Here is a 19,556-nt window from a genome sequence, read left to right as displayed (position 1 = left end):
GTATTTGAGTGGCGTTGTGCGGGGGGGCCGGGGGGGCGGCGGCCGCCCGGGGGGGCGGCGGGGCCCCGCGCCGGTGGATCAGCCGACCAGCTGGTCGTACGCCGGGAGGGTCAGGAAGTCGGCGTAGTCCGCGTCCAGCGAGACCTGGAGCAGCAGGTCGTGCGCCTGCTGCCACTTGCCGGCCGCGAAGGCCTCCTCGCCGATCTCGGCGCGGATCGCGGCGAGCTCCTGGGCCGCGACCTCGCGGGCCAGGTCGGCGGTGGCGAGCTGGCCGTTCTCGAAGACGACGCCCGCGTTGATCCACTGCCAGATCTGCGAGCGCGAGATCTCGGCGGTGGCGGCGTCCTCCATCAGGTTGAAGATGGCGACCGCGCCCAGGCCGCGCAGCCAGGCCTCGATGTAGCGGATGCCGACCTGGACGGCGTTGCGCAGGCCGTCGTACGTGGGCTTCGCGTCCAGCGAGTCGATGGCGATCAGGTCGCCGGGGGCCACCGCGACGTCCTCGCGCAGCCGGTCCTTCTGGTTCGGCTTGGCGCCGAGCACCGCGTCGAAGGAGGCCATCGCGATCGGCACCAGGTCCGGGTGGGCGACCCAGGAGCCGTCGAAGCCGTCGCCGGCCTCGCGGTCCTTGTCGGCCTTGACCTTCTCGAAGGCGACCTTGTTGACCTCGGCGTCCTTGCGGGACGGGATGAAGGCCGCCATGCCGCCGATGGCGTGCGCGCCGCGCTTGTGGCAGGTGCGGACCAGGAGTTCGGTGTAGGCGCGCATGAACGGCGCGGTCATGGTGACCGCGTTGCGGTCCGGCAGGACGAACTTCTCGCCGCCGTCACGGAAGTTCTTGACGATCGAGAAGAGGTAGTCCCAGCGGCCGGCGTTCAGGCCCGCCGCGTGGTCGCGCAGCTCGTAGAGGATCTCCTCCATCTCGTACGCCGCCGTGATCGTCTCGATCAGGACGGTCGCGCGGACGGTGCCCTGCGGGATGCCGACGTAGTCCTGGGCGAAGACGAAGATGTCGTTCCAGAGGCGGGCCTCCAGGTGCGACTCGGTCTTCGGCAGGTAGAAGTACGGGCCCTTGCCGAGGTCGATCAGGCGCTGCGCGTTGTGGAAGAAGTAGAGGCCGAAGTCGACGAGCGCACCGGGGACCGGGCGGCCGTCGAAGCGCAGGTGGCGCTCCTCGAGGTGCCAGCCGCGGGGCCGCATCACGACGGTCGCGAGCTCGGCGGCGGGCTTGAGGGCGTAGGACTTGCCCGACCGCGGGTCGGTGAAGTCGATCCGGCGCTCGTAGGCGTCGATGAGATTGAGCTGGCCGAGGACGACGTTCTCCCAGGTGGGAGCCGAGGCGTCCTCGAAGTCGGCGAGCCAGACCTTGGCGCCCGAGTTCAGGGCGTTGATGGTCATCTTCCGGTCGGTGGGACCGGTGATCTCCACACGGCGGTCGTTGAGCGCGGCCGGGGCCGGCGCAACCTTCCAGTCGCCCTCGCGGACCTGTGCGGTGTCCGGGAGGAAGTCGAGGTGGGAGGTGCGGGCGATCTCGGCTCGCCGCTCGCCGCGACGGGCGAGGAGCTCGTCGCGGCGGGGGGTGAACCGCCGGTGCAGCTCGGCCACGAAGGCCAGCGCCGCTTCTGTGAGGACCTCGTCCTGCCGTGGCAGGGGCTCGGCGTCGACGATGGCCAGCGGGGACGGCGCTGGTGCTGACATATCTGTCACTCCTTCAGCGGCGGTGCCTGGCGGCCGCGGGAATGCTCGTGCTGCTCGTTCGTGCAGTCCGGCCTTCGCGGCACGGAGTGCCGCCGGGCGGGGAGAGTTCCTGAATACGGTCGCGGGCGCCGTCTGTGGTTCAGGGCGCTTCTGACCAGTGGATAGTAATTTCCACGTGGTGGAAGTTCAATGGTTTGTTGATGTCGAGATTCTTCTGGTCGACAGAACCGTGCCCGGTCCCGACCCCGGGATGGCGCTGAGTGCCACCTCCGTCACTGCCCGCGCTCGAGCGGATCTGTGCCGATCCGCCACCGAAGATCGGGTATCGGCGCAGGTGGGGACGCGGGTGGACGCGGCGGACCGGCCGGCCGGCCCGGCTATTCGAGCCGGGCGAGGTCGGCCGGGGTGTCGATGTCGTACGGCTCCGCGATATCGGCGCACTCGACCAGAGTGAGGTCCGCCGCGTGGTTTGTCAGGTGAACACGCGCACCGCGGTCGCCGGTCGCGGTGGCGGTGATGTCCGCCCAGCGGTCGGCGCCGAAGAGGACCGGGTGCCCGCGCTCCCCGTCGTACGCCGCGGCGGCCAGGGTCGCGGGGGACCGGTAGGCGGCGAGCACCCGCTTGACGGCCTCGGCGCCGATGCCGGGCTGGTCGACGAGCGAGACCAGGGCGGCGGCCGGACGCGGGCTCGCGGCGGCGAGCGAGGCCAGGCCGACGCGGAGCGAGGAGCCCATGCCCTCCGCCCAGTCGGGGTTGTCCAGCACCGTGCAGCCGGTCAGGTCGGCGCGCTCGCGCACCTCGGCCGCGGAGGCGCCGAGCACCACGTGGACCGGCCCGCACCCGGCGTCCCGCAGCACCCGCAGGGCGTTCTCCACCAGCGGCCGCCCGCGGTACGTGAGCAGCGCCTTGGGCCGCCCGCCCAGACGGCGGCCGCCACCGGCGGCGAGGAGCAGGCCGGCGACGGGCGGGGCGGGGGGCTGGTTCTGGGGCTGGGTCTCCATGGGGACTGCTTACCACCTGGGGGAGGCGGTACGGGGATCAGGTCGCGGCCGGGGTGCCCGGATGGCCGGTTGGCGACGGTGGCGGTGCGGGCCGCCGCGTGTGGGTGGTGGCGCGGGGCGCGCGGGCGCGGTTGACTGCGCGCGTGGAGGGCGAGGAGGACACCGGAGCGGCCGCGCTGCGAGCGGCCGTGTCCCGGCTGCGCCGGGAACTGGCCGCCTACCGGGGCAGCCTTCCGGAGCGCGCCATCGCGGAGGACGAACTCGCCACCCTGGCCGGCATGGCGCCGGCCACCCGGGCCGACCTCCCTCGCCTGCACCGCTGCCTCCTCACCCTGGCCGGCGCCCTCGGCTCGGTGAGCGCCCTCGCGCCGGCCCTCAAGGGGGTGCGGGAGGCGGTGGAGGGGGTGGGACGGGGAGCGTAGGGCCGCGGGCGTCTCGGTGGCCCGGGGGCTACCGCCCCAGCACCACGCCCCGCCGGGCGAAGAACTTCGGCAGCGCCGGCCAGGGCACCTCGGCGAAGCGCTGGGAGACACCGGGCATGCCCGAGGGGTTGTGGATCTGGAGGTGGCCGGCCGTGCACCCGACGGCGAGCACCAGATGCCCGCCGCGGCTGGCGGGCCGGGTCTGCGGCTCCCGGATCGAGGGATGGACGGAGAGCATCACCAGCCGGCCCGCGGCGAGCAGGTCCGGCAGCTCCTCCGGGTCCAGCTCGGGCCGCACCTCGGCCCCGATCCCCCACCGGCGGGCGACGTGCTCCGCGAACGGGGCGTAGATGAGCCCGTCCAGCCCGTCCGCACGGCGTACGTAGGCACCGGCGTCCAGGAACTCCTTCCCCATGGACACCAGCCCGTCCGCGGGCAGGCCCCAGTACTCGAGGGCCATCCGCAGGCAGGCCATGCCGCAGACGCGCCACGACCAGAAGGCGTACTCCTCCGGCGTGGCGGCCCCCGAACGCTCCCACAGCGGATCGTCCTCGGCCGCCAGCCGCCCCGCCAGCAGCTCCGGCACCAGCTCCGCGGACTCCCACTGCGCGTGGTACGGCACCTCGTGCCGGACGGCGTCGCCGTGACCGGCGGCCCGCAGGTGGCCCGCCCGCGCATCTGATCGGTATGACTCCGTCATGCGGCGCAGCCTACGGGCCGGCCGCCGGAGCGGGTGCGGGGCTCAGGTCCCGGCTGTCGCGGCGAGGCGGGTCGCGAGGGTGTCCAGGATCAGTTCGAGGCCGTAGCCGAACTCCGCCCCGTAGGCGTAGCCGGGCTGGAGCACGTGGTGGGCCGCGAAGTCCACCAGGTGCGGGTACGCCCCGGCCGGGAAGGCCGAGAGGAAGTCGCCGACGGCGCTCTCCACGTCCTGGGGGGCGAAGGGCAGGGCCGCCTCGGTCAGCGCGAAGCCGTAGACGTAGCTGTCCAGCAGCGAGTAGGCGTGCCCCGCGAGTGCGTAGGGGAAGCCGGCGCGCCGCAGGATCCCCAGGACGGCGTCGTGGTGGTACAGGGTGGCCGGGCCCGGGTGGGCGCGGGACTCCATGAGGGCGATGGCCCACGAGTGCCGCCCGAGGACGTCGCGGGCACTGTGCGCGCGGTGCCGCAGGGCCGCCCGCCAGTCCGGTTCGTCGGCGGGGAGTTCGATCTCGGCGAAGACGGCGTCCACGATGCCGTCGAGGATCGCCTCCTTGTGCGGCACGTGGTGGTAGAGGGACATCGGTTTCACCCCGAGTCGTTCTGCCACGGCCCGGATGGTGACGGCCGCGACCCCTCCCTCGTCGGCGAGGCCGACGGCGGCCCGAAGGACGCGGTCGCGGCTGAGGGGTGCGTGCTCGGGCACCGGTGTCTCCGTCCTGCTGCGTGCTGGGTTGACCGGACGCCCACGGTACCGTACTAAGTACGTCGTACTAAGTACGGCAGCAGGTCGGGCGAGCAGGACGGGATGACGCAGATGGACAGCGCGACGATGAAGGCGGTCGTTCAGACCGGGTACGGGACTCCCGAGGTGCTGCGCCTCGCGCAGGTGGCGAGGCCGGCCCCGGGGGCCGGGCAGGTGCTCCTGCGGGTCCGGGCGGCCGGCGTCGACCGGGGCACCTGGCACCTGATGGCGGGCCACCCCTACGCGGTGCGCGCGGCCCTGGGGCTCAGACGGCCCCGCAGTCCGCTGACGGGACTGGACGTGGCGGGCACGGTGGCCGCGCTGGGGCCCGGGGTGACCGGGTTCGCCGTGGGCGACGAGGTCTTCGGTACCGCCCGCGGGGCGTTCGCCGAGTACGTGGTGGCGCGCGCCGACCGCCTGGCGCCCAAGCCCGGGCCGCTGGGGCACCCGGAGGCGGGCGTGCTCGCGGTGTCCGGGCTCACCGCGCTCCAGGCGCTGCGCGCCGGGCGGGTCCGGCCCGGGCAGCGGGTCCTGATCACCGGGGCATCGGGCGGGGTGGGTACGTACGCGGTCCAGCTGGCCAAGGCCTTCGGGGCCGAGGTCACCGGGGTGTGCGGGCCCGCCAAGGCGGACCTGGTGCGCTCGCTGGGCGCGGACCGCGTGCTCGACTACACCCGGGAGGACATCGAGGCCGGGGGCGTCGGGTACGACCTGGTGGTGGACATCGCCGGCGGCACGGCGCTCGCGCGGCTGCGGCGGCTGCTGACGCCGCGCGGCACGCTGGTCATCGTGGGCGGCGAGGACTGCGGTGACTGGCTGGGGATGGGCCGTCAGTTCCACGCGGTGCTCCGCTCGCCCTTCACCCGGCAGCGGCTGACGATGCTGGGCAGCCGTCAGAACCGCGCCGACCTGGACGAACTGGCCTCGCACGTGGAAGCGGGCCGGGTCGCCCCCGCCGTGGCCGCGACCTTCCCGCTCGACCAGGTCCCGCAGGCGCTGGAGATGCTGATGGCCGGCGCCGCCCGCGGCAAGATCGTCATCACGGTCTGACGGTCCGGGTGCCGCGACCGTGCCGTCACGGGTGGCGGGCGGCCTCCTTCCGCAGCGGCGGGAGGGCTGCCGTCCGCCATGCGCGCAGGCGGGCCGGGATGCGGAGCCGCAGGGTGAGCGGGGCCGAGATGCGGGACTCGCGGTCCGCGGCGAGGGCGCGCTCCACCCGGTCGGTGAGGGGGCCGGTCGTGCCGGCGGAACCGTTCCTCATCGGATTCTCCTTGCCAATCGGGGGCCAATGAGGGGAGTGTGGACCCGGGATTGGCCTGGTTGGCAGGGCCAATGAGGGGAGATTGGCATGGCGAACGGGCGAATCGTCCAGACGGCGGACAGGTCCATCGGGAGCCGGCAGCTCGCCGCACTGCTGCCGCCGGAGGTCGCGGCCCGCCCCGGCTACAAGGCGCTGGCCGGCGCCGTCCGCGAGCTGGTGCTGGACGGCCGGGTCGCCCTGCACGTCCGGCTGCCCGCCGAGCGGGACCTCGCCGAGGCGGTCGGCGCCAGCCGGGCCACCGTCACCGCCGCGTACGACCTGCTCCGGGAGAGCGGGTACGTGCGCTCCCGGCGCGGCTCCGGGACCTGGACGGAGCTCCCCGACGGCCACCGCATGGTCGGCGTGCACGGCATCAACGCCACCGAAGAGGGTGGCATCGACCTCGCGATCGCGGCCATGGGCGCCCCCGAGGGCTCGCTGGAGCGCGCGGTGCAGTGGGCGGTGCCGCGGCTCGCCGAGATCGCCCGCGACCCGGGCTACCACCCGTACGGGATCCCGGCCCTGCGGGAGGCGGTGGCCGAGCGCTTCACCCGCCGCGGCCTGCCCACCCGGCCGGAGCAGATCCTGATCACCGCCGGCGCCCAGCAGGCGCTGGTGCTGGCCCTCGGCCTGCTGTGCGGGGCCGGCGACCGGGTGATGACGGAGAACCCGACCTACGCCAACGCGCTGGACGCCATCCGGCACGCGCGGCTGCGGCCCGCCTCGATCGCCGTCTCGGACGAGGGCTGGGACCTGGACATCGCCGAATCGACGCTCCGTCAGACCGTGCCCAAGGCCGCCTACTTGATCCCGGACTTCCAGAACCCGACCGGGGCGCTGATGCCGCCGGAGGACCGGCTGCGGCTGCTGGCCGCGACCCGTCGCACCGGCACCTGGCTGGTGGTCGACGAGACCATCGCCGACATCGCCCTGGACGTGCCGCCCCCGGCGCCGACGGCCTCGCTCGCCCCCCGCGGCGGCGCCGACCACGTCCTGACGGTCGGCTCGTTGAGCAAGACCCACTGGGGCGGTCTGCGGGTCGGCTGGATCCGCGCCACCGCCAACCTCGTCACCGAGCTGACCGCCACCCGGATCACCGCCGACATGACCGGATCGGTGCTCGACCAGCTGGTGGCGATCGCGCTGCTGCGCGAGCTGGACGAGACGATGCCGGCCCGGCTGGACCAACTGCGCTCCCAGCGCGCCGCGTTGATCGCCGCCCTGGAGCGGCACGCACCCGAGTGGTCCTGGTGGGTGCCGCCCGGCGGCCTGTCGCTCTGGGTGGACCTGGGGGAGTCCGTCAGCTCCGCGCTGACCGACCGGGCGGAGGCGGCCGGCGTCCACATCGGCCGCGGCGCCCGCTTCGGCGCCGACCCCGGCACCTTCGAGCACCGCCTCCGCATCCCGTACACCCTCCCCGCCCACCGCCTGGAACAAGGCGTCCGCCACCTCACCGAGGCCTTCCACAGCGGAGTCCCCCTCACCCGCGCGGTGGACCGGCCGCACTGGGTGGCGTGACGGCCCCGGCGTAATTCGGTGGAGCGGTGGCGGCGGGCGCCGTTACCTTGCTGGCCGGACGTGTAGTCGAGGTGAGGGACGGCCGTTGTACACCAAGTGAGACACCCCTGAGCTGATCGGTCGCGCGGCGCCGCGTTTGTAGGGCGCCGGGCTGCTTCCTGCTGCGGATTTCTCACTGAAACCGGTGTACACCTGTGCTCGACACCTGGGTGGTCGCTGCCACCTGCCTGCCCCTCGTCCGTCGCCGTTGCCACGCCTGCGGGGCGGACCGCTTCCGGGCGCACGGAAAGTTCCGTGTCAACGCCAACCACAAGGCGCTCGACGCCTGGCTCCTCGTCCTCTGCGAAGGGTGCGGGGACACGGCGAAGCTCACCGTCTTCGAGCGGGCCAACGTCCGCTCGGTACGGCCCGGGCTGCTCGACCGTCTGCACGCCAACGACCCTTCGTTGGCAGCTGAGTTGCTTCAGGATCCGATCCTGCAGCGGCGCAACCGCATCGCCCTCGACTGGGACGGCGCCTGGCGGCTGGACACCGGCGGCTCGGCCCATCTGGACCGCGAGGTGGCCGATGTCTCGGTCCGCTTCGCGGCCCGGATCCCGGTCCGGCCGGTCCGGCTGATCGCGGAGGGTTTCGGCCTCCCGCGGGCCGAGGTCGAGCGGCTGATCGAGGCCGGCAGCCTCGTCTCGGCCGTCCGGCTGGGCTCCAGGCTCTCCGGCGACTTCACCTTCACGCTGAAGCGCGGAGTGAGCTGACCGGCTGATTCGCGTCAACTCCCCCTGCCGCGGCCTGAACTGACAGGTCGCGGCAGGGGTGCTGTCCGTCGTTGTGGATAGGGTGCGGTCCGGTCACCCCAACTACCTTTGTGGAGACGGAAGATGCGCATATCCGCCCTGCCCGCCGCCCTCGTCCTGACGGCCGGTGCCCTCGCCGCCACCGCGGCCCCGGCCGCCGCCGAGCCGGCCAGCGTCGTCACCCTGGAGGTCGGCCTCAACAACCACCACAACACCGGGAGGGTGACCTACGAGCGGATCGACGGCGCGGTGAACTCCGTCCGGATCCTCACGGTGGAGGCCACCGGCGGCCTGGTCGACTGCGCCTGGCTCCAGTGGAACGACCCCAACGGCATCGACGGCTGGAGCATCATCCAGTCCGAGCCCTCCTGCAACGGCGGCACCCTCGTCGAGCAGCCCGGCATGGTGATCAAGGCCCCGGCGGGCCACCCGCTCAAGGTGCGTCTGGCGGGCTACCACGACGGCGGCGTCGTGGTGATCCACAAGGACATCGCCAAGCTCTGACCGTGCCGCGGCCCGGCCCCCGGCTGGGGCGTGCCTCCAGCCGGGTGGCCGCAGCGGGCAGTCGGCCCAGGCGGTCTTGCCGGGGCCGAGCCGGTCCCGTACGCCCCACGCGGTCGTCAAGGCCCGTACGAGGAGCAGGCCGTGGCCGGTCCCGTTCGGCGCCGGGGGTCGCGGGTGGGTGTCGGAGACCTCCACCCGGATCGTGTCCGAGCCCGGTACGAGGCGCAGTTCGAAGTCCCGGCCCGGGACCCGGCCGTGCAGCACGGCGTTCGTGGCCAGCTCGGCGACGACGAGTACGAGGGTGTCGTGCGCGGCCGACCCCCGGGGCACGCCCCAGTCCACGGCCTGCTGCGCGGCCAGCAGCCGCGCCAGCCGCGCCCCGCGCCGGATGGCGGAGAACCGCTGGGTGAACGCACGTACGGTAACCGCCGGTCCGGCGGGCGAGGGCTTCACAGCGCCATGCTCCAGCGCTATGGGAGGCTCCGCTCGCAGGCCCTCGACCGCGAGGCCACCATCGACCTGCTGGAGCAGATGAGGAGGGCGCTGTGAACGTCACGGCGTCCTGATCAACCGACGGGCCCCCGCCGTCGCCACCGCGGACGTGCGGGAGTCGACGCCCAGCTTGGCGTAGATGTGGACCAGGTGGGACTTGACCGTGGCCTGGCTCAGGAAGAGCTGTTTGCTGATCTGCTGGTTCGAGAGGCCGTCGGCGACTAGCTGGAGGACTTCCAGCTCGCGCTTGGTCAGGGACTCGGCAGGCGTGCGCATGCGGTCCATCAGGCGGTGGGCCACCGCCGGGGCCAGGGCCGACTGGCCGGCCGCGGCGGTGCGGACGGCCGCGGCCAGTTCCTCCGGCGGGGCGTCCTTCAACAGGTAGCCCGCGGCGCCCGCCTCCACCGCCGCCAGGATGTCCGCGTCCGTGTCGTACGTGGTCAGGACGAGGACCCGCGGGGCGCCCGGGCGGGCGGTGATGGCGGCCGTCGCCTGGGAGCCGTGCATGCCGGTGCCGAACTGGAGGTCCATCAGGACCACGTCCACCGGCTCCGCGGCGGCCAGCTCCACGGCCCGCTCGGCCGTGGCGGCCTCGGCCACCACCGTGAAGTCCGGCTCGGTGTCCAGCACGGCCCGCAGGCCCGCCCGTACCACCGGGTGGTCGTCGGCCAGCAGGAGGCGGATGGTCATGGGGTCGGCTCCAGGGGGAGGGTGACGGCCAGGGCGGTGCCCTGGCCGGGGGCGGACTCGACGGTGAAGGTGCCGCCCAGGGACTCGGCCCGGGACCGCATCGCGGGCAGGCCGAAGCCGCCGTCGCCGGAGCCGGCGCGGGCCAGGGCCGCCGGGGCGGCGAAGCCCCGGCCGTCGTCCACCACGTCCAGCGTGACCGAGGCGTCCATGAAGGTCAGGGTGATCTCGGCGCGCCCGGCGGCGGCGTGCCGGACGACGTTCGCCAGCGCCGACTGGGCGATCCGCAGCAGCGCCACCTCGTACGGCGTGGGCAGCTCCACCGGCGTACCGCTGAGGGAGAACCGCACCCGGGGGCCCGGGGCGCCCGCGCAGAGCCGTTCCAGGGCGGCTGCGAGCGAGCCGTGTTCCAGGTCGGGCGGGGTGAGGGCGCGCACGAAGCGCCGGGCCTCGGCGAGGTTGTCCTGGGCGGCCTGGCGGGCGGCCGCGATGTGCTCGGAGGCGGCGGAGCCCTGCGGCAGGGACCGCTCGGCGGCCCGCAGCAGCAGCTGGATGGAGGACAGGCCCTGGGCGAGGGTGTCGTGGATCTCGCGGGCCAGCCGCTCCCGCTCGGCCATGATCCCGGCGGTGCGCTCGGCGTCGGCCAGCTCGGCGCGGGTGGCGATCAGCTCCTCGATCAGCTCCCGGCGCCGCTCGCTCTCCCGGTAGAGGGCCTGGTACCCCAGGACGGTCGCCACGGCCACGGCCGCGCCGATCAGCGGGCCGATGAAGGCGCCCGGGTTCAGGGCCGCGCCGTGCCACACGTAACTGCCGATGGCGGCGGCCGCGGCCAGCGCGACCGCGGGCAGCGACCAGCGCAGCGGCAGCAGGTGCAGCAGGAGGAAGTACAGCGGGAAGGCCAGCCACAGGCCCTCCGGGGAGGCGGCGAGCAGCCCCAGCCAGGAGGCGCAGAGCGCGGCCAGCCAGAGGGCGCCGGCGCGCGGCGAACGCTGGACGGCGGGGCTGAGCACCCCGGCCGCGTAGACCACGGCCATCACGGCCGCGGCGGCGACCGCCCCGGCGTGCTCGGCGCGGACCACGGCCAGCGCGAGCAGCCCCAGCAGCAGGGCGTGCAGGCACAGCCGCAGCACGCGCAGGACGGGGGTCAGCGGGCGGTCGTGACCTGGCGGCGGGGCGGCGGCGTCGGCGGCCGGGTCGGCGGGGGCGGTGCGGAGATCCATGGCGGAACCAGCCTAAGCCGGACGTCCCGGCCGCCGGTCAACCGAAAGTTTGATGTCCGGATGCCACCTTCGATACCCGGAAGGCTCCCGTGGCGCGATGCCCCGCGGGGGCCCCGCCGACCAGGGTGGGGGCATGTTCGTCGCATGGAGAGACCTCCGGTTCGCCAAGGGGCGGTTCGCCCTGATGGGCGCCGTCGTCGTGCTCATCACCCTGCTCGTGGGCCTGTTGTCCGGGCTGACCTCGGGGCTGGCCCGGGAGAACACCTCGGCCATCACCGGCCTGCCCGCCACCCACCTGGCCTTCGCGGCCCCGGCCGGGGACCAGAAGGTCTCCTTCACCAACTCGGTGGTGCCCGAGAGCGCCTGGCGCAGCTGGGCCGGGCGGTCCGGGGTCGGCTCCGCGCAGCCCCTGGGGATCCGTACGCTCAACGGCACGGCCGGGGAGCGGACCGCCGCGGTCTCCGCCTTCGGGGTGGCGCCGGACGCCGGGATCGCCCCGGCCGGGCTCGCGCCGGGCAAGGCGGTGCTGTCGCAGAAGGCGGCCGCGGAACTGGGGGTGGCCGCGGGCGACCGGCTCGCCCTGGGCGGCCACGAGCTGACGGTGGCCGCGGTCGCGGGCAGCGCCGCGTACAGCCACACGCCGGTCGTGTGGACCACCCTCGACGACTGGGGGCGGCTGGGCCGCGGCGGCCCGGAGCAGGGGCCGACGGCCACGGTGATCGCGCTGGAGGTGACCGGCGCGGCCGATCTGGCGGCCGGTGACCGGGCGGCCGGTACGAAGACCGAGCCCTTGGACGAGGCGCTGACCGCCATCGGCTCGTACACCGCGGAGAACGGCTCGCTCCAGCTGATGCGCGGCTTCCTCTTCGCCATCTCCGCGCTGGTCATAGGGGCCTTCTTCACCGTGTGGACCATCCAGCGCAGCGGCGACATCGCGGTCCTCAAGGCGCTCGGCGCCTCGACGCCCTACCTGCTCAAGGACGCGCTGGGGCAGGCGGTGCTGATGCTGGCCGCCGGGACGGGGCTGGGCACCGGGCTGGCCGCCGCCTTCGGGGCCGTGATCAGCGGCGGGGACGTGCCGTTCGTGCTGGACGCGCCGACCGTGCTGGTGCCGGCCGCCGTGATGATCGTGCTCGGTGTGATCGGCGCTGCCCTGTCCATCCGGCGGATCACCGCCGTCGACCCCCTGACCGCCCTCGGGAGCGCCCGATGAACCACCCGACCGACTGCATGACGAACCCCGCCACCGGCATCCCGGCCGGTCGCGACGGCTCCCTCCGCCTGGAGGGCGTCACCCTCACCTACCCCGACGGCGACGGGCGGCTGACCGCCCTGGACGCGGTGGACCTCGCGGTCCCGGCGGGCGGCCTGACGGCCGTGGTCGGACCCTCCGGCTCCGGGAAGTCCAGCCTGCTGGCGGTGGCGGCCACCCTGGTCACCCCGGACTCGGGGCGGGTGGTGGTGGACGGGGTCGACACCGGCGGGCTGGGCCCGGCCGAGAAGGCCGCGCTGCGCCGGGACCGGATCGGCATCGTCTTCCAGCAGCCGAACCTGCTCGCCTCGCTGACCTGCGCGGAACAGCTCCAGGTGATGGCGCACCTGTCGGGCCGCGGCGAGCGGGCCGCCCGCGGCCGGGCCCTGGAACTGCTGGACGCGGTGGGCCTGGCGGCCCAGGCGGGCCGCCGGCCGCACCAGCTCTCCGGGGGGCAGCGGCAGCGGGTGAACATCGCCCGGGCGCTGATGAACGAACCGGCGGTGCTGCTGGTGGACGAGCCGACCAGCGCGCTGGACCACGAGCGCGGGGCGGCCGTCCTGGACCTGCTGGTACGGCTGACCCGGGAGCGGGGCACGGCGACCGTGCTGGTCACCCACGACCGCACGCACCTGGACCGGATGGACCGCACGGTCACCATGACCGACGGCCGCCTCACGGAGGACTCGCCCTGACCTGTACGGACGTACGTGACGGTCGTACATGACGGACGGCCGTCACGTACGACCGTCCGTCACGTACGTCTGTCCGACACGTCCGTCACGTACGTCTGTCCTGTACGCCCGTACAGGACGGACGTACGGGCCGTTACGCCGGGTTCTGGTTCGCCAGCGCCACCGACAGCTCCTCGGCGATCCCCTGGAGGATCGGCACGATCCGCTCGGTGGCGGCCTCGGTGACCCGGCCGGCCGGGCCCGAGATGGAGATTGCGGCGGCGGTCGGGGAGTTCGGCACGGAGACCGCGAGGCAGCGGACCCCTATCTCCTGCTCGTTGTCGTCGACCGCGTAGCCGACCTTGCGGACCTGGTCCAGGGCGTCGAGGAAGCCGTCCGGGGTGGTGATGGTCTTCTCGGTGGCCGCGGGCATCCCGGTACGGGAGAGCAGCGCGCGCACCTCGTCGGCCGGGGTGTAGGCCAGCAGGGCCTTGCCCACGCCGGTGGAGTGCGGCAGCACCCGGCGGCCGACCTCGGTGAACATGCGCATGGAGTGCTTGGACGGCACCTGGGCGACGTAGACGATCTCGTCGCCGTCGAGCAGGGCCATGTTGGCGGTCTCGCCGGTCTCCTCCACCAGCCGGGCCAGGTACGGGCGGGCCCAGGTGCCCAGCAGCCGGGACGCGGACTCGCCGAGCCGGATCAGGCGGGGGCCGAGGGAGTACCGTCGGTTGGGCTGCTGTCGTACGTACCCGCAGGCGACCAGGGTGCGCATCAGGCGGTGGATGGTGGGCAGCGGCAGTCCGCTGGCGGCGGAGAGCTCACTGAGGCCCACCTCGCCCCCGGCGTCCGCCATCCGCTCGAGGAGGTCGAAGGCGCGCTCGAGGGACTGGACGCCACCGCTGGCGGCGGTGGGCCGGGAGGCGGCGTCGTCGGTGGTGCTGGCGCTGGACGTCGGCACGGCGCGGTCCTTTCGGTGCTGGCAGGCAAGGAAGCAGCCTACCCGGCGCTGGGCGGCGGCCCTAGTGCCGGGGCGCGGCCGTCCCCGCCGGTCAGAGTGGGTTTGTCCGGGTGCCGGACAGGGGTGCGAACTGGTCCCGCCGCGTTGCCGTGGTGGTAGCTACATTCTGTAGAGCGAAATCTTAATTCCATCCTGTGGAAACATCCAATTGCGGCCCATCCGCCTCAGCGGTCCCGCCGGACGCTCTTGACGGCTTCCGGCCTGGGGTTCAGACTCCGTCAACAGAACGTTGAATTTCACTCTGTGGAAGTAGATGGGGAGGTTCCGGGTGTCCGACGTGGCAGTGGAACTGGTACTGCGCTCGACGCGCGTCATCACCCCCGAGGGGACGCGCGCCGCCTCGGTGGCCGTGGCCGCCGGGAAGATCGCGGCCGTGCTGCCGTACGAGGCCGAGGTGCCGGCCGGCGCCCGCCTCGAGGACTTCGGGGACGACGTCCTGCTGCCCGGCCTGGTCGACACCCACGTCCACGTGAACGACCCGGGCCGCACCGAGTGGGAGGGCTTCTGGACCGCCACCCGCGCGGCCGCCGCCGGTGGCATCACCACCCTCCTCGACATGCCGCTCAACTCCCTGCCGCCCACCACCACGGTCGACAACCTGGTGGTCAAGCAGGAGGTCGCGCGCGCCAAGGCGCACGTGGACGTCGGCTTCTGGGGCGGCGCCCTGCCGGACAACGTCAAGGACCTCGCCCCGCTGCACGAGGCCGGCGTCTTCGGCTTCAAGTGCTTCCTGTCGCCCTCCGGCGTGGACGAGTTCCCCGAGCTCACCCAGGACCAGCTGGCCGCCTCCCTCGCGGAGATCAGCGGCTTCGGCGGCCTGATGATCGTGCACGCCGAGGACCCGCACCACCTGGACTCGGCGCCCGTGGTGCCCGGCCCCAAGTACGCCGACTTCCTCGCCTCCCGCCCGCGGGACGCCGAGAACACCGCGATCGAGAACCTGATCGCCCAGGCCAAGCGGCTGAACGCACGCGTCCACGTGCTGCACCTGTCCTCCTCGGACGCGCTGCCGGTGATCGCCGCGGCCAAGGCCGAGGGCGTCCGGATCACCGTCGAGTCCTGCCCGCACTACCTCACCCTGACGGCCGAGGAAGTCCCCGACGGCGCCAGCGAGTTCAAGTGCTGCCCGCCCATCCGCGAGGCCGCCAACCAGGACCTCCTCTGGGACGCGCTGGCCGACGGCACGATCGACTGCATCGTCTCGGACCACTCGCCCTCCACCGCGGACCTCAAGACCGCGGACTTCTCCACCGCCTGGGGCGGCATCTCCTCCCTCCAGCTGGGCCTGCCGGCCATCTGGACCGAGGCCAGGAAGCGCGGCCGCTCCCTCGAGGACGTGGTGCGCTGGATGTCCGCGGCCCCCGCGAACCTGGCGGGCCTCGCCCAGAAGGGCGCCATCGAGGCCGGCCGCGACGCCGACTTCGCCGTGCTGGCCCCCGAAGAGACCTTCACCGTGGACCCGGCCGAGCTCCACCACCGCAACCAGGTCACGGCGTACGCGGGCAAGACCCTGCACGGCGTCGTGAAGTCCACCTGGCTGCGCGGTGAGCGGATCGCCGACCACGGCACCCCGACCGAGCCCACCGGCCGACTCCTTGAAAGGCAGAACTGACAGTGGCGATTGAATCCTTCACCGGTAACGCGAACCCGTACGGGGGCGGCGACCCGTACGCGGACTACCGCACCGCGGAGTTCCCGTTCACCCAGTACGCGAACCTCGCGGCCCGTGAGCTCGGCGCCGGTGTCATCGAGGCCAACGACGAGTTCTTCGCCCAGCGCGAGAACCTGCTGATCTCCGAGGCCGCGCACTTCGACCCCGAGGACTTCGGCCACAAGGGCAAGGTCATGGACGGCTGGGAGACCCGCCGCCGCCGCGGCATCTCGGCCGAGCAGCCCTGGCCCACCGCCGAGGACCACGACTGGGCGCTGGTCCGCCTGGGCGCCCCCGGCGTGATCCGCGGCATCGTCGTGGACACCGCCCACTTCCGCGGCAACATGCCGCAGGCCGTCTCCGTCGAGGCGACCAACTGGGAGGGCGCCCTCGCGCCGACCCCGGCCGAGCTCCAGGGCGAGGGCGTCAAGTGGACGACCATCGTCGCGCGCACCCCCGTCGGCGGCCACGCGGCCAACGGCTTCGAGGTCACGGCCGAGCAGCGCTTCACGCACCTGCGCGTCAACCAGCACCCGGACGGCGGCATCGCCCGCCTGCGCGTGTACGGCGAGGTGCTGCCGGACCCGAAGTGGCTCGACGCGCTCGGCTCCTTCGACGTGGTCGCGCTGGAGAACGGCGGCGCCGTCCAGGACGCGTCCAACCGCTTCTACTCCCCGCCGACCAACACCATCAACCCGGGCCGCTCCCGCAAGATGGACGACGGCTGGGAGACCGCCCGCCGCCGCGACAACGGCAACGACTGGATCCGCTACCAGCTGGTGGCCGAGTCCGAGATCCGCGCCGTGGAGATCGACACCGCCTACCTCAAGGGCAACTCGGCGGGCTGGGCCTCGCTCTCCGTCAAGACCGGCGAGGAGGGCGAGTGGACGGAGTTCCTGCCGCGCACCCGCCTGCAGCCCGACACCAACCACCGCTTCGTCCTGGACGCCCCGGCCGTGGGCACCCACGTGCGGATCGACATCTTCCCGGACGGCGGCTTCTCCCGCCTGCGGCTGTACGGCTCGCTGACCGAGCAGGGCTCGGCCGCGCTGACCGCCCGCCACCAGGAGCTGGGCGGCTGACGCCGGCCCCGCCCCACCCCCGGGCCGGCTGACCCCGGCCCCGCCCCACCCCGGGGGCCGGCCGACACCGGCCCCCGTCAGACCCGGGCGGCGCGACACCCGCCCGTGACTCCCCTCCGGGGGACCACCCGGCCCCGCACCGGAACGACAGCACCGGTCGCGGGCCAGGGACCGCCCCCCTGCGCCGTGCGGGCGCGGGGGGAAATCGGAACGGCTCGTACCGGAAGACAGCGCCGGTACGGGCCGCTCCGGCATGCCCGGGGGCCGGTACGCCCGGCCGTACGCTCGCCGCGGCCCGGTACGCCCGCATCCGGAGCCCGAAGCCCGGTACGTCCCGCGCCCGGAGCCCCGTACGCCCGTACGGAATTGGGGGTGCCGCGGCCGCCCCGCCCCGCTACCGTGATCTTCCCCTCGTGCGAGCCGCCGTCGTCTCCACTCCGCACCACCCCCGGAGGCCCGGCCCGTGACCACCGCACCCGCCCTCGCCACCCCCGCCGCCGGCCTGCGCCGCGGCGCGTCCACCGACCTGCTCGTGCTGCTGGTGGCGGTCGTCTGGGGCGGCAGCTACCTCGCCGCCAAGGACATCTCCACCCCCGAGACCGTCGCCGCCGTCCTGGTCCTGCGCTTCGGGCTGGCCCTGCCGGTGCTCCTGGTCGCCGCCCGCCGGGGCATCGCGGCACTGAGTGCCGCCCAGTGGCGGGGCGGGCTGCTGCTCGGCCTGGTGCTGGGCACGGTCATGGTCCTGGAGACGTACGGGGTGGTGCACACCAGCGCCACCAACGCCGGGCTGATCATCAGCCTGACGATGATCCTCACCCCGCTCGGCGAGGCCGCCCTCACCCGCTCCCGCCCCTCCGGCGCCTTCCTCGCCGCGGCCGGCCTCTCGCTGGCCGGGGTGGTGCTGCTCACCCAGGGCGGGGGCTTCACCGCCCCCTCCCTCGGCGACCTCCTGATGCTGCTGGCGGCCGTCGTGCGGACCGCGCACGTGCTGGTGATGGCCCGGATCAAGTCGCTGCGGGGCGCCGAGGCGCTGCCGCTGACCACGGTGCAGTTCGGCGGCGCCCTGGCGGTCTTCGCGGTGCTGGCCGCGCTGCCCGGCGCGGGGCCCGCGCCGTGGACAACGGCCGCCGGTTTCGGGGCCGGTGAGTGGGCCGGGCTGCTCTTCCTGGCCCTGCTGTGCACGCTCTTCGCGTTCTTCGTGCAGATGTGGGCGGTGCGCCGGACCTCGCCCTCCCGGGTCAGCCTGCTGCTCGGCACCGAACCGCTGTGGGCGGCCGTCGCCGGCATCGCCGTCGCGGGTGAACAGCCGGGCGCCTGGGGGCTGATGGGCGCCGTGCTGGTGCTCGCGGGCACCGCCTGGGGCCGCCGGGCCGCAGCGGGTCGGCCGTCCTGAACGCCTGACCGAAAGACGTCCCCTCGAATGGTGGCCGATCGTAGGCTGACCATCAGTCAAACGGGGGAGAAGCGCACCATGCCATTGATGGACATCACGGGGTACGCAGCGGACTTCAACGAGAACCCGTACCCGTACTACAAGGAGATGCGCGAGGCCGGACCGGTCCACAAGGTCAAGGACACCGGCGGCGAGGAGATCTGGCTGGTGGTCGGGCACGAGGAGGGCCGCCAGGCGCTGGCCCACCCGGCCCTGGGCAAGGACTGGCGGGTCCACGAGCGCTACGCCGAGAACACCCGGGCGAGCGAGGTCAACGCGAACATGCTCGAGCTGGACCCGCCGGACCACACGCGGCTGCGCCGCCTGGTGGCCCGCGAGTTCACCGGCCGCCGCATCGAGGCCATGCGCCCGCGCGTCCAGCAGCTGACCGACGCGCTGCTCGACGCGATGGCCGCGGACCCGGCCCGCCGCGGCGACCTGATCGGCGCCTTCACCTTCCCGCTGCCGATGACGGTGATCTGCGAGCTGCTCGGCGTGCCGGACCTGGACCGGGACGCCTTCCGGGTGATGTCCAACGAGGTCCTGGCGCCCAGCACCCCGGAGAGCGAGCTGAAGGCCCTCCAGGACATGGCGGTCTACCTCCAGCAGCTGATCGCCCTCAAGAGGGAGACCGGCCGCGAGGACGAGGACCTGCTCAGCGCCCTGATCCGGACCACCGACGAGGACGGCGACCAGCTCGACGGCGAGGAGCTGGTGGGCATGGCCTTCCTGCTGCTGGTCGCCGGCCACGAGACCACGGTCAACCTCATAGCCAACGGCGTCCGGGCGCTGCTCGCCCACCCGGAGCAGCTGGCCGCCCTCAAGGCCGACATGGACGGCCTGCTGGACGGCGCGGTCGAGGAGATGCTGCGGTACGACGGACCGGTGGAGAACTCCACCTTCCGCTTCGCCCACGCGGACGTGGAGATCGGCGGGGTCACCATCCTCAAGGGCGACCCGGTGCTGATCTCGCTGGCCGGCACCAGCCACGACCCGGAGCGCTACCCGGACCCGGAGGTCTTCGACATCCGCCGGGCGCCCCAGGGCCACCTGGCCTTCGGCCACGGCATCCACTTCTGCATCGGGGCCCCGCTGGCCCGGATGGAGGCCCGGATCGCGATCCGGGCGCTGCTGGAGCGCTTCCCCGACCTGGCGCTCGACGAGTCCGCCGGGTCGTACGAGTGGATCGGCCACTCCCTGATCCGCGGCGTCAAGCGGCTGCCGGTGCGGTGGTAGCCGCCTGACCCTGCGGGTCGGGATGTGCGGGGAGGCGTTTGCGGGGGTGTGGCAGGCTGGTCCGGAGGCAGGCCCGGGCCTGGGATGGCCCGGAGGGCCACGGCGAAGCCGCGAAGTCCCAGGGGTGGGCCTGCCGC

At 73.8% G+C, this 19,556-nt stretch carries 19 protein-coding genes and 1 pseudogene; 11 read left to right on the top strand and 9 right to left on the bottom strand.

Annotated features, from left to right (window positions below; all coding sequences use genetic code 11):
* Positions 1-78: 78 nt before the first annotated feature.
* Entirely contained in the window at positions 79-1,698 is a 1,620-nt protein-coding gene (gene aceB / locus AB0O40_RS33845) for a malate synthase A (RefSeq protein ID WP_365049375.1), read from the bottom strand.
* 377 nt (positions 1,699-2,075) lie between these two features.
* Positions 2,076-2,699 carry a nucleotidyltransferase family protein gene (locus tag AB0O40_RS33840; RefSeq protein WP_365049373.1) on the bottom strand — a complete coding sequence of 208 codons (624 nt, stop codon included), beginning with the start codon at positions 2,697-2,699 and terminating at the stop codon, positions 2,076-2,078.
* Between the two features lie 143 nt (positions 2,700-2,842).
* Between AB0O40_RS33840 and AB0O40_RS33835 the strand changes: the two genes are divergently transcribed.
* Positions 2,843-3,121: a DUF5955 family protein gene (locus AB0O40_RS33835; protein ID WP_365049371.1), complete on the top strand. Its 279-nt coding sequence runs from the start codon at positions 2,843-2,845 to the stop codon at positions 3,119-3,121.
* Positions 3,122-3,149: 28 nt separating this feature from the next.
* Here AB0O40_RS33835 and AB0O40_RS33830 read toward each other — a convergent pair whose 3' ends face one another.
* Both AB0O40_RS33830 and AB0O40_RS33825 read right to left on the bottom strand, forming a co-directional pair.
* A complete protein-coding gene (locus AB0O40_RS33830; protein ID WP_365049369.1) occupies positions 3,150-3,821 on the bottom strand; it encodes a C39 family peptidase in 672 nt (223 codons plus the stop codon).
* Between the two features lie 42 nt (positions 3,822-3,863).
* Positions 3,864-4,520, bottom strand: coding sequence for a TetR/AcrR family transcriptional regulator C-terminal domain-containing protein (locus tag AB0O40_RS33825; protein WP_365049367.1), 657 nt, complete (start codon positions 4,518-4,520; stop codon positions 3,864-3,866).
* A 102-nt stretch (positions 4,521-4,622) separates the two neighbouring features.
* Here AB0O40_RS33825 and AB0O40_RS33820 point away from each other — a divergent pair, with 102 nt between their 5' ends.
* Positions 4,623-5,609, top strand: a complete 987-nt coding sequence (locus tag AB0O40_RS33820) for an NAD(P)-dependent alcohol dehydrogenase (protein WP_365049365.1) — start codon at positions 4,623-4,625, stop codon at positions 5,607-5,609.
* A 25-nt stretch (positions 5,610-5,634) separates the two neighbouring features.
* Here the strand turns inward: AB0O40_RS33820 and AB0O40_RS33815 are convergent, their stop codons facing one another.
* On the bottom strand, positions 5,635-5,820 hold the full coding sequence (locus tag AB0O40_RS33815) for a hypothetical protein (protein WP_365049363.1): 186 nt from the start codon (positions 5,818-5,820) through the stop codon (positions 5,635-5,637).
* Between the two features lie 87 nt (positions 5,821-5,907).
* Between AB0O40_RS33815 and AB0O40_RS33810 the strand changes: the two genes are divergently transcribed.
* The 3 genes from AB0O40_RS33810 to AB0O40_RS33800 all read left to right on the top strand — a co-directional run bounded on the left by AB0O40_RS33810 (position 5,908) and on the right by AB0O40_RS33800 (position 8,672).
* Positions 5,908-7,377 carry a PLP-dependent aminotransferase family protein gene (locus AB0O40_RS33810; protein WP_365049361.1) on the top strand — a complete coding sequence of 490 codons (1,470 nt, stop codon included), beginning with the start codon at positions 5,908-5,910 and terminating at the stop codon, positions 7,375-7,377.
* Between the two features lie 194 nt (positions 7,378-7,571).
* A complete protein-coding gene (locus AB0O40_RS33805) occupies positions 7,572-8,129 on the top strand; it encodes a DUF1062 domain-containing protein (RefSeq protein WP_365049359.1) in 558 nt (185 codons plus the stop codon).
* 123 nt (positions 8,130-8,252) lie between these two features.
* Positions 8,253-8,672: a hypothetical protein gene (locus tag AB0O40_RS33800; RefSeq protein ID WP_365049379.1), complete on the top strand. Its 420-nt coding sequence runs from the start codon at positions 8,253-8,255 to the stop codon at positions 8,670-8,672.
* Positions 8,673-8,729: 57 nt separating this feature from the next.
* Here AB0O40_RS33800 and AB0O40_RS33795 read toward each other — a convergent pair.
* From AB0O40_RS33795 to AB0O40_RS33785, 3 genes and pseudogenes are all read right to left on the bottom strand, one after another.
* Positions 8,730-9,125, bottom strand: a pseudogene (locus tag AB0O40_RS33795) (ATP-binding protein); the annotation flags it as partial.
* 99 nt (positions 9,126-9,224) lie between these two features.
* A complete protein-coding gene (locus tag AB0O40_RS33790; RefSeq protein WP_365049358.1) occupies positions 9,225-9,854 on the bottom strand; it encodes a response regulator transcription factor in 630 nt (209 codons plus the stop codon).
* Positions 9,851-11,071 carry a sensor histidine kinase gene (locus tag AB0O40_RS33785; protein WP_365049356.1) on the bottom strand — a complete coding sequence of 407 codons (1,221 nt, stop codon included), beginning with the start codon at positions 11,069-11,071 and terminating at the stop codon, positions 9,851-9,853. The genes AB0O40_RS33790 and AB0O40_RS33785 overlap by 4 nt, the downstream gene beginning before the upstream one ends.
* A 133-nt stretch (positions 11,072-11,204) precedes the next feature.
* On the opposite strand from AB0O40_RS33785, the gene AB0O40_RS33780 reads away from it, so the two are divergent.
* Together AB0O40_RS33780 and AB0O40_RS33775 are read left to right on the top strand one after the other, a co-directional pair.
* A complete protein-coding gene (locus AB0O40_RS33780) occupies positions 11,205-12,284 on the top strand; it encodes an ABC transporter permease (protein WP_365049354.1) in 1,080 nt (359 codons plus the stop codon).
* A 17-nt stretch (positions 12,285-12,301) separates the two neighbouring features.
* The gene (locus tag AB0O40_RS33775; protein WP_365049377.1) at positions 12,302-13,018 is read left to right on the top strand and encodes an ABC transporter ATP-binding protein; all 717 of its coding nucleotides are present in this window, start codon (positions 12,302-12,304) and stop codon (positions 13,016-13,018) included.
* A 133-nt stretch (positions 13,019-13,151) separates the two neighbouring features.
* Here the strand turns inward: AB0O40_RS33775 and AB0O40_RS33770 are convergent, their stop codons facing one another.
* Positions 13,152-13,958: an IclR family transcriptional regulator gene (locus AB0O40_RS33770; protein ID WP_365049352.1), complete on the bottom strand. Its 807-nt coding sequence runs from the start codon at positions 13,956-13,958 to the stop codon at positions 13,152-13,154.
* A gap of 328 nt (positions 13,959-14,286) precedes the next feature.
* On the opposite strand from AB0O40_RS33770, the gene allB reads away from it, so the two are divergent.
* The 4 genes from allB (at position 14,287) to AB0O40_RS33750 (ending at position 19,419) form a co-directional block, all read left to right on the top strand.
* Positions 14,287-15,630, top strand: coding sequence for an allantoinase AllB (allB, locus tag AB0O40_RS33765; RefSeq protein WP_365049350.1), 1,344 nt, complete (start codon positions 14,287-14,289; stop codon positions 15,628-15,630).
* 2 nt (positions 15,631-15,632) lie between these two features.
* Positions 15,633-16,751 (top strand): allantoicase, encoded by a 1,119-nt coding sequence (gene alc, locus AB0O40_RS33760; protein WP_365049348.1) that lies wholly within the window; start codon positions 15,633-15,635, stop codon positions 16,749-16,751.
* A 463-nt stretch (positions 16,752-17,214) separates the two neighbouring features.
* Positions 17,215-18,144, top strand: coding sequence for a DMT family transporter (locus tag AB0O40_RS33755; protein ID WP_365049346.1), 930 nt, complete (start codon positions 17,215-17,217; stop codon positions 18,142-18,144).
* 78 nt (positions 18,145-18,222) lie between these two features.
* The gene (locus tag AB0O40_RS33750) at positions 18,223-19,419 is read left to right on the top strand and encodes a cytochrome P450 (protein ID WP_365049344.1); all 1,197 of its coding nucleotides are present in this window, start codon (positions 18,223-18,225) and stop codon (positions 19,417-19,419) included.
* Positions 19,420-19,556: the final 137 nt, after the last annotated feature.

It is taken from the genome of Streptomyces sp. NPDC089919 (assembly GCF_040684615.1).
GTDB lineage: Bacteria > Actinomycetota > Actinomycetes > Streptomycetales > Streptomycetaceae > Streptomyces.
The sequence above is the reverse complement of the archived record's forward strand: the minus strand, read 5'-3'. Positions and strand labels throughout refer to the sequence as shown.

Coding starts and splice junctions, on each gene's coding strand:
- AB0O40_RS33815 (WP_365049363.1), bottom strand. CDS start 5,820: ATGAGGAACGGTTCCGCCGGCACGACCGGCCCCCTCACCGACCGGGTG.
- AB0O40_RS33780 (WP_365049354.1), top strand. CDS start 11,205: ATGTTCGTCGCATGGAGAGACCTCCGGTTCGCCAAGGGGCGGTTCGCC.
- AB0O40_RS33775 (WP_365049377.1), top strand. CDS start 12,302: ATGACGAACCCCGCCACCGGCATCCCGGCCGGTCGCGACGGCTCCCTC.
- AB0O40_RS33820 (WP_365049365.1), top strand. CDS start 4,623: ATGACGCAGATGGACAGCGCGACGATGAAGGCGGTCGTTCAGACCGGG.
- AB0O40_RS33830 (WP_365049369.1), bottom strand. CDS start 3,821: ATGACGGAGTCATACCGATCAGATGCGCGGGCGGGCCACCTGCGGGCC.
- AB0O40_RS33840 (WP_365049373.1), bottom strand. CDS start 2,699: ATGGAGACCCAGCCCCAGAACCAGCCCCCCGCCCCGCCCGTCGCCGGC.
- AB0O40_RS33800 (WP_365049379.1), top strand. CDS start 8,253: ATGCGCATATCCGCCCTGCCCGCCGCCCTCGTCCTGACGGCCGGTGCC.
- aceB (WP_365049375.1), bottom strand. CDS start 1,698: ATGTCAGCACCAGCGCCGTCCCCGCTGGCCATCGTCGACGCCGAGCCC.
- AB0O40_RS33750 (WP_365049344.1), top strand. CDS start 18,223: ATGCCATTGATGGACATCACGGGGTACGCAGCGGACTTCAACGAGAAC.
- AB0O40_RS33810 (WP_365049361.1), top strand. CDS start 5,908: ATGGCGAACGGGCGAATCGTCCAGACGGCGGACAGGTCCATCGGGAGC.
- AB0O40_RS33790 (WP_365049358.1), bottom strand. CDS start 9,854: ATGACCATCCGCCTCCTGCTGGCCGACGACCACCCGGTGGTACGGGCG.
- AB0O40_RS33785 (WP_365049356.1), bottom strand. CDS start 11,071: ATGGATCTCCGCACCGCCCCCGCCGACCCGGCCGCCGACGCCGCCGCC.